Below are 15,268 nucleotides of genomic sequence, written 5' to 3'. Positions count from 1 at the left end.
CGCCCCGACCGCCTCGCCCGGTTGGGTCAGCGCACGTTCTGGAAGACCACGCGTTCCGCCAGTTCGCGCGGCGCGACCGCCGTGCTGCGCTGCAGCTGGTTGAGCACCAGGCTGGCGCGCTCGCAGCTGATGGGCGCGGGACCGGCATCGCCGCCGGTCCACAGCTTGGAGAAGGCGCCGGCGGCAGCGGTGCCGACGGTCCGGGCCACGACCTCGAGTTCCAGCGCCGTCGCCTGCGGCGCACGCGCGCGTAGCGGCGCGGTCTCGGCGGCGGACTCGGTCAGCCAACGCGCCTCAAGGGCCATGGCTTCCTCCGGCAGCAGGCGGCGCGGCACCGGCGAGCCCGACAGCCAGGACTGGCAGGTGTCCGCCCCCAGCGCCTGCGCCGCGGTCAGCTGCGCGCGCAGCACTTGCAGATAGCGCCGGCGCAGGTCGCGCGAGCCGTTCAGCAGCATCTCCCGCACGTTCGGTGCGAGCGCCGCCTGGGCCGCGATCTGCGCGCCGGCGACGGCGTGTTCCGATCCCGCCAGCGCCATGTGGGCATTGCGCATGCGGCCGGCGGCGTCGTCGATCAGGCCCGGGAAACGCTGATCGAGCCGGAACCAGGCGTCGCTCGCCCGCAGCGCGTTGACGTAGTCGACCAGCGGCGCGTACTGGCCTGGCTTGTCGCCTTCCGGCAGCGCCACGTCCAGCGTGCGCGGCGGCGGCAGGATCAGGGAATGGCGCACCAGGTCCTCGGCGGCGGGGTACCACATGCGTCTGGACGGCGTGCTGAGCGTCTTCTCGATGAAGTCCTCCGGCAGCTCCATGCGGCGGTAGGTGCGGGCGAGTTCCTGATTGGCGATCTCGTCGAAGGCCGGATTGAAGGTGCCGCTGCTGGCGCGATGGAAGCCCAGCTGCGCGCCGGGCATGAGCTGGCGCTTGTTGCCGGCCAGGAAGACCAGCGTGCAGGCGCTTTCGCAGTTGCCGATCGCGCGGGTGCCGACGCCGCGTTGGCGGATGAGCTCGACCATGCGTTCGGCCTCGGTGACGCGGCCGCCGGGCGAGGCGACCTCGAGCAGCCGCACCGCCGGCGAGGCCGCCAGCAGCGTGCCCAGGCGATGCGCGTCGCCGGCGCCGATCGGACCATTGAACTGCATGGTGCGGCCGTCGGCGCTGACGGACAGGCGCACATTGCCGATCGGATCGATGCCGCGGGCGAGCTTCCACAGCTCCGGGAACTCGGAGAACACGCCCAGCGCGAGCGAGAAGGCGATCTGCAGGAACGAGCCCAGCAGCGACAGTCGCGCCAGGCCGGAGATCAGGTAGGAGCCGCCCGCGTCGACGTAGCCACGCACCGAGCGCCAGGTGCCGACGGCGCTCCAGACCTCGATGACGATCAGCAGCGGCCAGGCGATCAGCAGCGCGATCGCGACGCCCTGCAGGCCCTCGCTCTTGGTCGCGAGCCAGGCGACCAGGCCCTGCACGCCGGCGGCGACGGGCCAGGTCAGCAGGACATGGTTGATCCAGAAGCTCTGGGCCAGGCTCTGCTCGCCGCGCCAGTGGCTGGCGATGTAGCCGATGAGCAGGCCTTCGCCCTCGGCGGGCGCCTCGCGGCTGCGCTCGACGGCGGTGCGGGAGAGGCGGTCGTGCCAGGTGCGGCCCTCGGCATCGACGCGGGCCCACAGAAAGCCGGCGAACAGCGGGACCGCGGACACGAGATAACCGGCCCAGCGCAGGGCGGCTTGCAGCGGTGACGGGTGCTTGCCGCTGCGGGCGTCGACGACCTTGATGCCGGCGACCAGCTTGCCGGGCGTGGCGCCCTGCCAGCTCCAGAACACCACGCAGACGATCAGCGGCAGCAGCCAGTTGATGGCGAGCGTGCCGGGACGCAGGTCGGTCCACTTGGACACCGGGTCGCCATAGACGGCCCACATCAGCAGCGTGCTCGCGGCGAGCATCAGCGCGCCGTCGATGACCATGGCCAGCGCGCGAGGCGCCAGGCCGACGGATTGGTTCGACATCCTTCTCTCCCTCCAGGGCGGGGAGTGTAGTGAGCGGGTGCGCCGCGGCGCTTGTCAGTCCTGTGGCGGTGTGGGCGCTGTATTGAATCCGTCACAGGCGATGGGGTGGAGTTCCCCCTTTGGGAGGAGGCCGCGAGCGCCGACGCCTCAGTCGTCCCACAAGAACCGCCGGTCCGGATAGACCACGCTCTGCGAGGTGCGGAACACCACGCCGTTCTTGAAGTGCACGTTGAAGCGCAGCAGGTAGCCGTTCATCTCGGGCTCGATGTTCCAGTCCCAGACGTCCTCGCCGCTGAGCTTGAAGAACACGCGGGTGCGCTCGCGGCCGAGGATGCGGTTCACCTGCTCGGGCGTCATGCCCGGCACGATGCGGTTGCGGCTCGCCGGCGAGAGGCCGTCGACCGCGCTCACGAAGCGGTCCTGCGCATCGAGCCGCACCATGTAGCAGGTGCGGCCGAAGGGCTGGGTGGCGTACTCCAGCGTGTGACCGCCGTCGGCCTCGGGCCAGACCTGGCTCGGCGGGCCGTAGAGCTGTTGCACCTGGGCGCCGGTCGTGACGCCGGGCTGCAGGCGCTGGTCCTTGAGCAGCGTCGTGCAGCCGCCCAGCGCCACCGTCGCGACCACCGCCACCGCTGCCGTGCCCAGCGGGCCCAGGCTCGTCCACTCGCGCATCGTTCTCTCCTGCCAGACGAAGCGGCCATTGTGCGGCGAGCCCGGCGACGCACAATCCGCCCCATGCCGAGACCGCACTTCCGACAGGCGTTTCAGATCGCCGCCCTGACCGTCCTGCTGACGGGCGCGCCCGCGATGGCGCAGGCGCCCGCCGTGACCGGCGCGGGATCCGCGTCGAGCGCCGCGCCGGGCGCGCCGTGTGTGCTGCTGTTCGGACAGGGGCGCAACTTCGATCCCGAGCAGCCGGCGGCCAATCGTCGCTGGGACGAGGCCAACGGCGCCTTCAACCTTGCCGTGCGCGAGCCGCTGGCGGCCGCGGGGCTGCCGGTGATCAACCTGGTGCTGCCGGTGTCGGCGACCGACCTGCCGCGCAACCTGCAAGGGCTGCTCGCCGAGGTGCAGCGGCGCGGCTGCACGCGGGTGCTGGAGACGGCGCTGTTCGCCGACGTCGCGCAAGGGCTGCTGATCGCGCGGCTGCGGGTGTATCCGGTGCTGGGACTGCTGGGCCCGCAGGCGGCCGGCAGCCAGCCGCGGATCGGCGCGGTGGCCTATACGCAGCAGAAGGAATTCACGCTCGATGCGCGGGTGATGGATCGGGTGAACCCGTCCCGGTTGGGACGGGTGATGGGGGCGGAGGCCGCGGCCGCGCTGGTCGGGCCCCGTGAATGAGCAAAGGGCCGCGATGCGGCCCTTTGCGTATCGACACGGACGACGGGATCAGCAGGTCAACGGGCCGTCGTTCAGGACCTGGGGATCGCTGCTCGGGTAGAGGTTTTCGACCTGCCCCGGCGTGGAGAAGAGCAGGATGACGCCCTTGGTGATGATCGAGCCGTTCGTCGGCATCGGGAAGGTGACGACGTTCTCGTCATCGGCCGGCGCGAAATTGCTGCCGTTCATGCCAGGTGTGGAGCCGATCGTCTTGAAGGTGGCGCCGATCAGCAGCAGGCTGGTGTTGTCGGCCTGCGCGAAGTTGCAGGAGCCCGCGTCGCGGGGAATGTGGAGCGTGGAACCTTCGATGGGCTCGGTGCCCGCCTGGTCGGCGTAGTACGTGCAGTCCGCGAAGTTGCCATCGGCGCTGACCTGGGCAGCGACATAGAACGTGTTGGTCATCGAATCACTCCTTGAGCAGTTTTGGTAATGGTCAGGTCGGAGCGATGCCTGATCGATCCCGCGCGAGCCACTCGGCAGATTGCCTGACGTCTCCGCGTCCTCCCTGTCCCAAGCAGGATTGGGCATCAACCCATGCGCGAGTGATCTGCTGATGAACCCGAATCAGGCCGGCCATCTTCTCGATCCTGTCAACAACGTCCTGGCATACCGCCTGTCGCTCGCGTGCCTGCTGCGGGCTGGTGCGTCCCTTCAGCAATTCGATCTGCAGCTGCCGGACGAGTAGCAGCCCGCTCAGGATCCGCACCTCGCGGGGCCGCTTGTCGAGGGTCGGCTGCACCAGCTGCACCGCGTTCGCGAGCACCGCTTGTGCGGCGGCAATGTCGCCGTCCTGGCTGAGCGACCGTGCCTGCTGGGTGGACCAGACCATCCAGGCGTCGAGCACCCGGCCGTCGATGCGCTCGGCGTCCTTCGTGAGCAGGTCCAGAGCCTGCCGGACGGTCTGGAGGCGGGCCTTGCGCTCCTGCGGCGGCATCAGGCTGCCGTGGACGTCCACGTCCAGCAGCTGCATCCGGATCCGGTTGATCTGCCATTGGACATTGGACGGATCTTTGGCGGCCAGCGTCTCGAGGATGCTCCGGGCGGTGGAGGCGTCCTGGATGGCGGCGCCGCGCTGGCCGGTGTTGACCAGCGCCTCCGCTTTCCAGCGACGCATGATCGCCTCGCGATAGGCCCAGCCGTCCTGCGGGGCGTCGCGTCGCACCTCGGCGATCAGCGACGCGCCTTCCGCGAAGGTGTGGGCGGCGGCCTGGTCCAGCCCTTGCCAGAGCAGCGTCGTCCCGAGCCAGCTCAAGCTGTCCGCCAGGTCCATCCGCGCAGCGGCATTGCCGGCGCCCGCGGGTTCTTGCAGCCCCTGTTTCTTGAGCTCGATGGACTTGCGGAAGAAGGCCGTCGCCGAGCGCAGGTCCGCCAACTCCAGCTTGGCGGTGCCCAGGCTGTTGTAGGCGTAGGAGAGCTCGATCAGCGCCTCGCGGTTGCGAGGCTGCGCGTCCAGCCAGGCCTGTTCCGCGTCCCGGTAGGCGAGCCAGGCCTCGGTCGCCCGGTCGAGCTCGCGCGCGTAGTAATGGACATGGCCGACCCAGAACGCCGCCGCGCCCTGCGCCTTGCGCCACTCGCCCGTCAGGTCGGGCGAGGGCGGGGCGCCCTCGAGCAGCTTGCGTGCCGCCTGCAGCGGCTCCAGCGCCTCCTTGAGATTCCGCTTGGAGACACGGACCTCACCGATCACCGTCAAGGCCTTGGCGCGTTGCAGCCGCTCCATCGGCGTGGCGTTCTGATCCTGCGCCAGATACGTCAGCGCCTTGCTCCCCACGCTGTCCAGCAACTCCAGCCGCCCGACCGGCCGCAGCTTGTCGGCGAACTCCCCCAGCATGTAGCTCAGCAGGTCCTCCGCCTGCTGCCGCCGCTCCTGCGCCTGGTGTTCCGCGCGTTCCGCCCGCCGCGCCTGCAGCACGCTCAGCCCCGTCAGCGACACCAGCGCCAGCACCGCCACGCTGCTCGCCGCGACGCTCCAGCGGTGCCGCCGCACGAAGCGGCCCAGCACGTACAGCCGCGTGTCCGGCCGCGCCGTGATCGGCTCGTGCGCCAGCCAGTGCCGCAGGTCCACCGCCATCGACTCCGCGTTGGCATAACGCTCCGACGGCTTCTTCTTCAGCGCCTTGCCGACGATCGTGTCCAGGTCGCCCCGCAGCAGCTTGGCCTGCCGCGCGATCACCGGGTCGAGCTGGTCGCTCGCCACGTCGGACAGCCGTTTGGGCACCAGCTCCACCACCGCCCGCAGCCGGTCCAGATGGGTCTGCGTGTCGTCCGCCGTCGGATGCCGGCCGCCCAGCATCTGGTACAGCAGCACGCCCAGCGCGTACACGTCGGTGGCCGTCGTGACGTCGGCCTGCTGCACCTGCTCCGGCGCCGCGTACTGCGGCGTGAACGCGCTGCCGGCGCGCTGCGTCAGCTCGGTGGCCACGCCCGAGTGCGTCGCGTCGTCCAGCAGCTTGGCGATGCCGAAGTCCAGCAGCTTCACCTGGCCGTCATGCGTGACCAGGATGTTGCTGGGCTTGAGGTCGCGATGCAGGATCAGCCGCTGGTGCGCATGCGCCACCGCCGCCAGCACGTCCAGGAACAGCTTGATCCGCGACTCCACGTCCAGCCCGTTGACCTGGCAGTGGCGGTCGATCGGCAGGCCGTCCACATACTCCAGCACCAGGTAGGGCTGGTGCCCGTGATGCACGCCCGCGTCCAGCAGCCGCGCGATGTTCGGATGCGACAGCCGCGCCAGGATCTGCCCCTCGCGCTCGAAGCGGCCGCTGTCGCCCTTGCCGAACAGCCCCGACTTCAGGAACTTGACCGCCACCTGGCCCTCGAAGCGGCCGTCGGCCCGGCTCGCCAGCCACACCGCGCCCATGCCGCCCTGGCCGAGCTCGCGCTCGAGCTCATAGGGCCCGAGCGTCTCGCCGCGGAAGTCCAGCGGCGGCACCGCCGAGGGCACCGGTCCCTGCAGCACCTCGGCGGCCGGCTGCTCGAGGAAGCGGTCGTCGTCGAGCGCGGCATCGCGCGCCAGCAGCGCCTCCAGGTGCTCGGCCATCGCGACGTCGCCGGCGCGGATCTCCGCGAGGCGGCGACCCCGGGCGGGCTCCTCCAGGTCGAGCAGTTCGTCGAGCAGCGGACTCAGCGCGATCCAGCGCTGTTTATCGAGTGCGTCCATCGTCGGGCGTCTTGGGATTCTTGAGCGTCGTGGGCATCTTGGGCGTCTTGCGCCGTATCGACGGACCGCGCGGTGCCGACCCGGGGGTCAGTCCTTGAGGCTCATCGAGAGCAGGATTCTCGCCTTCTGCCAGTCGCGCTGGATGGTCCGCTCGGTGACGCCCAGCGCCTCCGCGATCTCCTGCTCCAGCAAGCCGCCGAAATACCGCATCTCCACCACCTGCGCCAGCCGCGCGTCGATGGTGGCGAGCTCCTCCAGCGCCTCGTGCACGCGCAGGATGTGGTCGTCGGACTGCGGTGCGCCCTCGACCACCGCGGTGTTGAGCGTCAGGTCGGGCTGGTCGCCGCCGCGGCGCTCGGCCTGGCGCGCCCGCACCAGGTCGATGACGACGTGGCGCATGGTCCGCGCCGCGTAGGCCAGGAAGTGGCGCCGGTCGGGGAAGGTCTGGCCCTGCGCGCCCGCCAGGCGCAGCCAGGCCTCGTGCACCAGCGCGGTGGTGTCCAGCAGCGTCATCTCGCCGGCCTGCCGGATGCGTTGCCGCGCCAGGCGCTGAAGGTCGCCGTACAGCTGCGCCACCACCTGGTCGGCGGCGGACCGGTCGCCTTGGCCGGCCTCGTGCAGCAGTTGGGTGATGTCCTTCATGAGGCGGAACTCTAGCGGGGGTGTATGACCTTGTTACAGGAGCCTGGGCGACGGATGACGCAAACCGGTGGGTCTCGGCATCAATTTAAGGGTTTCTACCCAGCAGATTTTTGTGAGCGGATGTCGGGACGGCGGTGAGGAATCCGTTTTAGATAGGTGAGGGCACGGCTGGTCAGTGTGGCAAGGGAGGCCGGCATGGATCGGGCTGCTTCAGCAGGTCGTGTCCTCAACCCCATTCATTCGTTCCCCGCGGGTCGGCCTGGTGCCGCACGCGGGCGTGGATCCGTCCTCGACCTGGAGCTGTCGCGCATGAGCCTGTCCACCGCCATCGTCGCGTCCGCCGCCATGGAGGAGGGCCAGGCGGTGCCTGCCAAGCCGGCGCGACAGACGCCGGCGCTGTGGCTGCCCCGCGTCGATTCGCTGGCCGAGTTCGGCCTCATGATCTCGCGCCAGCTGACGCAGTGCCGCCGCTATGGCGGTCACCTGTCGGTGCTCTGGCTGGAGGCGGCGCCGGCCGATGCCGAGGACGACGCGACCCTGGCCCCCCCGGCGTCGGGCGAGCCGCCAGCTGCCGATGAGGGCGAGGGCGCCGCGGACCGCGGCGCGGCGCTCGAGGCCCGGTCGCAGCTGATGACGGCGGTGGGTCGCCGCCTGCGCAGCCGGGTGCGCGGGACCGACATGGTCCTGCAGGTGGGCGAGACCAGTTTCGCCGTGCTGCTGCTGGACGCCGGCCTGCGCGAGGCCCACCTGGTGCAGCAGCGCCTGGCCCCGGCGCTGAACAGCCCGTACGGCGTGGACACGCGGTTGCTGCAGGTGCGCCTGCAGATGGGCACGGCCTCCTTCCCGGAGGGCGGCCTGCGCGGCGCCGACCTGGCCGAGAGCGCCCGCCAGGACCTGCGCCGGCGCCGCTGCTGAGCGCGCGCCTGCTCTCGACCCGTCCGGCGGGCCGCTGCCCGCCATCGGGCTCGTTCAGAAGCCCCGCTCTGAAGCCCCGCTCAGAAATCCTGGCCGTAGATCAGGAAGCCCTTGTGCTCCGCGACGCGGTCGTACAGCGCGCGCCCGACCGCGTTGGTCGTGTGCGTCTGCCAGTAGAGGCGATGCCCGCCGCGCGCCTGCACCGCCGCGGTGACCGCCGCGATCAGCGCGCGGCCGACGCCACGGCCGCGGACATCCTCGGCGGTGAACAGGTCCTGCAGGTAGCAGGTGTCCTCGATGCGGGTCGTGCTGCGGTGGAAGAGGTAATGCGTCAGGCCGACCAGCCGCCCGTCGAGCTCGGCGACGAAGGCGTGGACCGGCTCGCGTTCTTCGAAGAAGCGTGCCCAGGTCGAGGCTGTCACCGCCTCGGGCAGGGCGGTCTCGCCGGCGCGGCCATAGAAGGCGTTGTAGCCGTCCCAGAGCGGACGCCAGGCGGCGAGGTCGGACGGGGCGATCGGGCGGACGACGATTTCAGAGGACATGCGCGAAGTCGAGGCGTGGGCCGGGGCCCGGTTGAAAGGGCCGCGATCATCGGGCTTCGGGCGAGGACGGGCAACCATCGCATGACGCCGGGGGCTCAACCGCGCGCATCACCGCCTGCCACGGCACCAGCTTGAAGTTCTGCCGTCCCATCGGCCAGCGCTTGTGGCCGTCCTGGACGACGAGCAGCCCCTGGCTGTACTCGCCGCCGAGCGCGGCCGCGCTGACGTCCAGCCCGTCGGTCTCCGATGCCGCGTCGATGCCGCGGGCCGGGTTCAGGCCGACACGGAAGCGTCCCTTGACCGCATGGGGCGCGTCCGCGTCGAGCAACACGTAGCTGTCGTCGCCCTGGGAGGAGACAACCAGCCACGCGCCCTGGGCGCTGCGATGCACCGCCATGCCCTCGACATCGGCATGCAGCGTCTCCCCGACCGGCAGGATCAGCGCGGCGTCGCCCAGCCGGCCCTCCGCGTCCAGCGCGACGCGCCACAGCCCACGCTTCTCCTCGCCGACGAAGAGCTGCCGGCCCGGCTCGTCGACCACGCAGCCTTCCGGCTGCGAGGCCAGCCGCATCGTGGCGACCGTCGTGGCCGACCAGGCGCCGGCGCTGCGCGCCACTCGCAGCTGCAGCAGGCGCCCGTCCTTGTCGTTGACGAATACGTCGAGGCCGCCCGCCGGGTGGCGTCCGGCGCAGACGCCGTAGACCTCGTCCAGCCCCGTCGGCAACTCGGCCAGGGTGCTCACGCGGCCGCCGCCGTCGATGCCGAACAGCAGCACGCTGCGGCGGTCGCGCTGCGTGGCGACGGCCAGGTCCCAGGCGCGGCCGTCGTGGCGCAGGCGCTGCCGCAGGTCGACGTTGTTGACGCGGCCGACCGGCAGGAACTGCGTCTCGCGCCCCTGCAGGTCGTAGACCGCCAGGCCGCGCTTCTTGTCGGTGCCCAGGATGCGGCTGCGTGTCGGCTGCGTCGGATGGACCCAGATGGCGGCATCGTCCGCGGCGTCGCCGCCGCCCCGCACCGGCTCGGTCTGCGCCGAGGGGACCGCGACCGGGATCACCGGGCGGGGACGCGCCGCGCGGGCTTCGAGCCAGAGCGCCAGATCCTTCGGCGCCAGCCCCGGCGCGACCAGCGCGCGGCCCGAGCGCTCGGCGTCGGCCTCGAAGGCCCACAGGCCCACGTCCGCCTCGGCGATGTACAGCGTCGCCTCGTCGTCGCGCACCGCGCAGCCCTTGGCGTCCGGGATCGTCGCCAGTTGGCGCAGCACCTGGGCCGGCATCGGCGAGGGCGCGACCAGGCGACCGCTCGTGCCGGTCAAGCCGCTCGTGCTGCTCGTGCTGCTCGTGCTGCTCGTGCTGCTTACGCGGCGCTTGGCCGGGTTGACGGGCGGCGGGGTCAGCAGCCATTGCTCCGACAAACCATCGCTGCCGAGCAGGAAGGCCTGGAGCGTCTGCTGGCGCGGCTCGAGGTAGAGGCAGATCGCCTCGACGTCGATCGCCGGCGCCGCCCACTGGCCGCGCTCGCGCAGGCGCTGGTCCCGCACCTCGATCAGGCGAAGGGTGCCGGTGTCGGCGTCCTGCAGCAGGGCGACGGTCGTGCCGTCCGCGAGCCGGCGTCGATCCCAGCGCTTGGCGCGGACGCTGAACTCGTCCACCGGCTGGCCCGCGGCGTCGAGCAGTCGCAGGCCGTTCTTGCCCAGCTCGAGCACCGGCGCGGCCGCCGTTGCCGCTGTGCCCGTTGTCGTTCCCGGTCCAGAAGCCGCTTGAGCGATTGGAACGAGCGCGCCCGCAGCCGCAACAGCCGTCGCCAGGAGCGTCCGGATCGTCATCCCAGCGGTGCGGGGCGTCCTCATCGTCTTCATCGTCATGACCTGCCGCTCCTTCAGAACATCGCCAGCTTCAGGCTGAGCTTGTAGGCCCGCCCGTACTGCTCGTACTGGGTGTTGAAGGCCTTGCTGCCCTGGTAGACGTAATAGCGTTCGTTGCTCAAGTTGAGCGCCTCGAACTGCAGCTGCAGCTGCTTCGTCAGCTGGATGCGCATCGACGCGTCGATCTGGTTCTGCGTGTCGACCTTGCGGTCCTGCGCCGCGTCCAGCACGTCGCCGACCTCGAGCAGATAGGGCGACTTGTGGTTCAGCGCGATGCGCGCGCCGAAGGCCGGCGACTCCCAGCCCAGGCTGAGGTTGATGCTGCGGTCGGACTGGCTCGGCAGCGCGATGCGCCGGCTGACGAAGCGGCCCTCGTCATGACCGCCGATGGTCGCGCGCGACTTCACGAAGCTGCCGTTCGCCCCGATCACCAGGCCGTTCCACGGCGCCGGCAGCGTGCTCAGCGCCTGGCTCCAGGAGAGCTCCAGCCCACGCACCGTCGCGTCGCCGCCGTTGGCGAAGGACTCGACATGGCTGAAGTCCTCCCAGCCCGGCGTGCCGGCCAGGTCGGTCTGGAAGGCGAAGTCGCGGATCTTCTTGTGGAACAGCGCGGCCGACAGCACCCCGTCGCGCCCCAGTCTCTGCTCCAGGCCGAGGTCCAGGTTGCGCGCGCGCAGCGGCTTGAGCAGCGGGTTGCCGACGGTGGCCTCGTCGCCGTCGACGGTCACGCCCGGGCTCAGCTGGCCGAAGGCCGGCCGCACCACCGCATGCGTCAGCGCCGCGCGCAGCACCAGGCCTTCGTTGAGCTTCTGGCGCAGCAGCACCGCCGGCAGCCAGTGGCGCGAGCGCGTGTCCTGGTGCACCGCGCTCAGCACGCCGTCCTTCCAGGCGGTGCCGTCGGCGGTGAAGCGCACGCGCTCGTGACGCACGCCGACCAGCCACTGCGTGCCGCCGCGCTCCAGCGTCGCCTGCAGGTAACCGGCGTCGGTGCGCTCCTTCATCGCGTAGTCGTTGACCGACGAGTCGACCGCGTCGCGGAACGCGTTCAGGTCAAAGGCGCCGTACAGGCCGCGCAGCTTGCCGACATCGATGCCGGGTCCGAAGGCGGTCCACGGGTAGTCGACCTCGCCGCCGCCGACGAACTGGCCCAGCCCCAGCTGCGCCGAGGGGACGTTGTACGGCGCCTTCTTCAGCACCTTCGCGCTGGGCGCGTAGGTCTCCTGCGCGTTGTCCTTGTCGCGGCGCATCGCCTTCAGGCCGGTCTTGAGGTCGAGGTCCCAGCCGCCCAGGTCGAACTCGCGCTGCACGTCGGCCTTCAGGTGGCGCACCCGGTCGGTGGCGCTGCTCTGCTCCACCTTGGCCTTGTTGAAGGCGTATCGCGAGGCGTCGCCCAGCCCGGCCACCGCCGTGGGCATCGGCCGGACGGTGTCGGTGTAGCCCAGGCCGGAGAAGTCCGCGGTGAAGGACGACGAGGCCAGCGTGTCGGGCTTGTCCTCGCTGGCGCGGCCGGCACCGGCCTCGGCCCAGAACTTCCAGTCGCCGCGGCTGAGCTCGCTGCCCAGCACCACGGCGCTGGACTTGTTGATCTCGCGCCGCGCCTTCAGTCCGCGGCTGACGGTGCCGTCGCCGGTCTCGCCGGGCGCCAGCGGCTCGTCGAACTCGATCGCGATCGACTGGCGCTGCTCCTGGTCGGTGAAGCGGCTGCTGAAGCTGCGCAGGTAGACCAGCGAGGCCTCGTCCGGCTTGAAGTCCAGGTTCAGCGCCGCGCCGACGCGCTCGCGGGTGATGGTGTAGCGGCGCAGCTCGAAGCTGGCCAGCTTGTCGCCGTCCCAGTCGCCGCCGGTCTCGACGTTGTCGCTGGCGAAGCGGCGCTGGTCGGCCGACAGCGCCAGCGCCACGCCCAGCGTGCCGCCGGCGAAACGGTCGGCGAAGGCGACCGAGCCGCGCGGCCGGGTCCTGCCGGCATTGGCGTCGTGGTTGGCGCCCAGTTCCATCGTGAACAGCCGGCCGGGCTGGTCGAAGGCGCTGAGCGTGCGCACCGTCACCGTGCCGCCCAGCGAGTTGGCGTCCTGGTCCGGCGTCAGCGTCTTCTGCACCTCCAGCGAGCGGATCAGGCCGGCCGGCACCAGGTCCAGGCCGGGAGCGCGGCGGTCGGACTCGGAGGCGGGCGTGAGCGCGCCGTTGATGTTGACCGCGTTGTAGTCCGGACCCAGGCCGCGGACGCGGATGAAGCGGCCTTCGCCCTGGTCGCGCTCCACCGACACGCCCGGCATGCGGGCCAGCGCCTCGGCGGCGTTGTTGTCGGGCAGTTGGCCGATGCCGTCGGCATGCACGATGTTGACGATGCCGGGCGCCGCGGACTGCTTGTCCAGCGCGGAGCGCAGCGCCGCCGCCTGGCCCACCGTCACGACGGTGTCGAGCTGGCGGGCGTCGGCCTTCGCGTCCCTGGCGGGCGGGGCGTCTGCGCGGGCGTCCTTGCGGACGTCGGCGGCGGCATCGGGGCGCGTGTCAGGACGTGGCTGGGCCTGGGTGCCGGCGGCCTGCTGCGCCCAGCCGGGCGTGGCGGCGAAGAGGCTGGACAGGCACAGGGCGAGGAGCGTCGGGCGGGGCGGCGTGCGCATGGGAGGAGGTGGATGAGTCACGGATGGCGGCGCACGTTAGGAAGCCGGGATGGCGGGTCCGTGACAGCGTGGGATTCTCGACGCGCCGCGGCCCGGACGGCTCCGCCAGGCCCGGCGCGTGAGCCGATCCGACCCCCGGCGCCGCGTGTGACGGCGACTGTCACAAACGCTGCCTAGCATCGCGCGCCATGAAAGTCGTGCTGCCGCGTCCGCCGCTGGTGCTCGCGCCGGTCGCGGGCTCGCGCCATTTCGGCCATGGGCTGCTGCTGGCTATGGCGGCCGTCACCTGGTCCTTCGGCTACTGGGCGGTCGCCAAGCCGCTGGCGCAGTGGCGCTGGGTCGATATCCTCAGCGAATCGCTGATCGTGGCGATGCTGGCGCTGTGGCTGGTGCAGCTGCGCGCGAGCCGGCCCGCCGGCCGCGTCACGACCTGGCTGTGCCTGGGGCTGGCGGGGATGCTGCTGGGCGGCTGGGCGGACCTGATGGACGAGTTCTGGAAGTTCCCGCGCGCGTTCACGCTGCTGATGGGGATGGAATCCACCTGCCACGTCGTCGGCATGACGGGGCTGACCTTCGGCTTGCACCTGTGGCGGCAGGAACAGCTGGCGCTGAACGCGCTGCGCGCCGGCCGTGAGCGCGGCTACCGGGAACACGCGCAGATCGACGGGCTGACGCAGCTGGGCGACGGCGCCTACCTGCTCGCGCAGATCGAGCGCCTGCGGCGCGCGCCCGCCGTGCCCACGACGCTGGTGATGCTGGGCTGGCAGGACCTGCCGGCGCTGGCGCGCCAGCATGGGCTGGCGGAGTCGGAACGGCTGCTGCAGGCCACCGGGCCCTTGCTGCTGCTGCAGCTGCGCGAGGGCGACCTGCTGTGCCGTTACGCGGCGGACCGTTTCGTCGCGCTGCTGCCGAATGCGGACTCGGCGCTGCCGGGCGACCTGCTGGCGGCGCTGTCCGCGCATGTGCATCCCTGCGCGGACGGGCGCACCCGGGCGCGGCTCGGCGCCCGCATGGCCAGCGCGATGCTGGATCCCGACGAGGACGGCGAGGCGCAACTGCTGCGCCTGCTGGAGCGGCTGCGGTGAGCGCGCTCCCCAGCGCGGCACCCGAGCCCGACGACGCGCTCGCCGCGCTGCGCCAGGCGCTGCCGACGGGCGCGGCGACCGCCTATGGCGCCGACCACGCCTTCATCCCCTGGGCCTACCAGGGCGCGCTGCTGGCCGAGTTCGCCCGCAGCCGCGGCATCGATCCGGCCGAGTGGCTGGGCCGCTGCGGCGTGGTGCCGGGCCAGGCGCTGTCCGCGCGCCAGCTGCTGTCCATGCTGGCGGCCTTGCAGCCGCTGGCGGGCGACGTGGGTTTCGTCGTCGGCCAGTTGAGCCTCCCGGGCCATTACGGCCTGGCCAGCCAGGCGCTGCAGCAGGCTGGCGACCTGCGCCAGGCGCTGCGCGTGCTGTGCGACTGGCCCGCGCGGCTGTCGCCGCTGCTGACGCCGCGGCTGGTGGAAAGCGCCGACGAGTTGCTGCTGATCTGGACCGAGGCCTGCGGCGCGCCGCCCAGCCTGCAGCCGCTGCTGGTGGACATGCAGATGAGCGCGGTCGTCGCGATGGCGCAGTGGCTGGGCGGCGGCCGGTCGCTGCCCTGGCGCTTCAGCTTCAATCGCACGCGGCCGCGTGAGCTGTCGCGGCACGCGGCCTACCTCGGCCCGGCGCTGCACTTCGGCTGCCAGGTCGACGCGATGCGGCTGCCGCTGTCGGCGGCCGTCGATCCCTGGCCGGCGGCGGCGGCCGGCCGCGCGGCGATAGCGCTCGGCGCGCTGGGGCAGGGCGCCGATCCGCAGGCCGCCTGGCGCGGGCAGCTCGCCGTGCTCTACGACCACCTGCTGGGCGAGGTCGGCGGCGATCCGTCGCTGGAGCGCAGCGCGCAGCGCTTCGGCATCAGCCCCGCGACGCTGAAGCGGCAGCTCGCGCAGCTCGGCACCCATCACCAGGCGCAGCTCGACCAGGTCCGCGCGCACGCGGCGCTCTACCTGATGCTGCTGCGCGGCCAGCGCGGCGAGGCGGTGGCGCGCACGCTGGGCTTCCACGACAAGAGCAACTTCCGGCGCTCGTTCAAGCGCTGGACCGGCATGACGCCCGGGTTGCTCTGAA

Annotated in this window: 12 protein-coding genes; 4 read left to right on the top strand and 8 right to left on the bottom strand. The window is 71.7% G+C overall.

The genetic code is table 11. The features are described from left to right. Positions 1 to 26: 26 nt before the first annotated feature. Together FHT38_RS21405 and FHT38_RS21400 are read right to left on the bottom strand one after the other, a co-directional pair. Positions 27 to 2,003 carry an RDD family protein gene (locus FHT38_RS21405; protein WP_183493153.1) on the bottom strand — a complete coding sequence of 659 codons (1,977 nt, stop codon included), beginning with the start codon at positions 2,001 to 2,003 and terminating at the stop codon, positions 27 to 29. Between the two features lie 147 nt (positions 2,004 to 2,150). Beyond that, complete coding sequence (locus tag FHT38_RS21400; RefSeq protein WP_183493152.1) at positions 2,151 to 2,675, bottom strand: hypothetical protein; 525 nt, start codon at positions 2,673 to 2,675, stop codon at positions 2,151 to 2,153. Between the two features lie 63 nt (positions 2,676 to 2,738). Here FHT38_RS21400 and FHT38_RS21395 point away from each other — a divergent pair, with 63 nt between their 5' ends. After that, positions 2,739 to 3,344, top strand: a complete 606-nt coding sequence (locus tag FHT38_RS21395) for a hypothetical protein (RefSeq protein ID WP_183493151.1) — start codon at positions 2,739 to 2,741, stop codon at positions 3,342 to 3,344. A gap of 48 nt (positions 3,345 to 3,392) precedes the next feature. On the opposite strand, the gene FHT38_RS21390 is transcribed toward FHT38_RS21395, so the two are convergent. The 3 genes from FHT38_RS21390 to FHT38_RS21380 all read right to left on the bottom strand — a co-directional run bounded on the left by FHT38_RS21390 (position 3,393) and on the right by FHT38_RS21380 (position 7,182). Next, positions 3,393 to 3,785, bottom strand: a complete 393-nt coding sequence (locus tag FHT38_RS21390) for a hypothetical protein (protein ID WP_091728846.1) — start codon at positions 3,783 to 3,785, stop codon at positions 3,393 to 3,395. A gap of 31 nt (positions 3,786 to 3,816) precedes the next feature. Continuing rightward, complete coding sequence (locus FHT38_RS21385) at positions 3,817 to 6,540, bottom strand: serine/threonine-protein kinase (RefSeq protein WP_183493150.1); 2,724 nt, start codon at positions 6,538 to 6,540, stop codon at positions 3,817 to 3,819. 87 nt (positions 6,541 to 6,627) lie between these two features. Then, complete coding sequence (locus tag FHT38_RS21380; RefSeq protein WP_091728837.1) at positions 6,628 to 7,182, bottom strand: ECF-type sigma factor; 555 nt, start codon at positions 7,180 to 7,182, stop codon at positions 6,628 to 6,630. Between the two features lie 309 nt (positions 7,183 to 7,491). Here FHT38_RS21380 and FHT38_RS21375 point away from each other — a divergent pair, with 309 nt between their 5' ends. Then, complete coding sequence (locus FHT38_RS21375) at positions 7,492 to 8,097, top strand: diguanylate cyclase domain-containing protein (protein WP_183493149.1); 606 nt, start codon at positions 7,492 to 7,494, stop codon at positions 8,095 to 8,097. 80 nt (positions 8,098 to 8,177) lie between these two features. On the opposite strand, the gene FHT38_RS21370 is transcribed toward FHT38_RS21375, so the two are convergent. The 3 genes from FHT38_RS21370 to FHT38_RS21360 form a co-directional block, all read right to left on the bottom strand. Continuing rightward, positions 8,178 to 8,639: a GNAT family N-acetyltransferase gene (locus FHT38_RS21370; RefSeq protein WP_183493148.1), complete on the bottom strand. Its 462-nt coding sequence runs from the start codon at positions 8,637 to 8,639 to the stop codon at positions 8,178 to 8,180. Positions 8,640 to 8,685: 46 nt separating this feature from the next. Next, entirely contained in the window at positions 8,686 to 10,341 is a 1,656-nt protein-coding gene (locus FHT38_RS21365; RefSeq protein ID WP_183493147.1) for a phytase, read from the bottom strand. 173 nt (positions 10,342 to 10,514) lie between these two features. Next, positions 10,515 to 13,121, bottom strand: a complete 2,607-nt coding sequence (locus FHT38_RS21360; protein ID WP_183493146.1) for a TonB-dependent receptor — start codon at positions 13,119 to 13,121, stop codon at positions 10,515 to 10,517. Between the two features lie 188 nt (positions 13,122 to 13,309). On the opposite strand from FHT38_RS21360, the gene FHT38_RS21355 reads away from it, so the two are divergent. Both FHT38_RS21355 and FHT38_RS21350 read left to right on the top strand, forming a co-directional pair. Then, positions 13,310 to 14,206, top strand: a complete 897-nt coding sequence (locus FHT38_RS21355; protein WP_183493145.1) for a diguanylate cyclase domain-containing protein — start codon at positions 13,310 to 13,312, stop codon at positions 14,204 to 14,206. Next, positions 14,203 to 15,267 (top strand): AraC family transcriptional regulator, encoded by a 1,065-nt coding sequence (locus FHT38_RS21350; protein WP_183493144.1) that lies wholly within the window; start codon positions 14,203 to 14,205, stop codon positions 15,265 to 15,267. Before FHT38_RS21355 ends, FHT38_RS21350 begins: the two co-directional genes overlap by 4 nt. Position 15,268 lies beyond the last annotated feature (1 nt).

Origin of the sequence: Mitsuaria sp. BK041, from assembly GCF_014193085.1 — a bacterium.
In the GTDB taxonomy this organism is placed as follows: domain Bacteria; phylum Pseudomonadota; class Gammaproteobacteria; order Burkholderiales; family Burkholderiaceae_C; genus Roseateles.
Note: the sequence above shows the minus strand (reverse complement) of the source record. Positions and strands in the feature narration are given on the sequence as shown.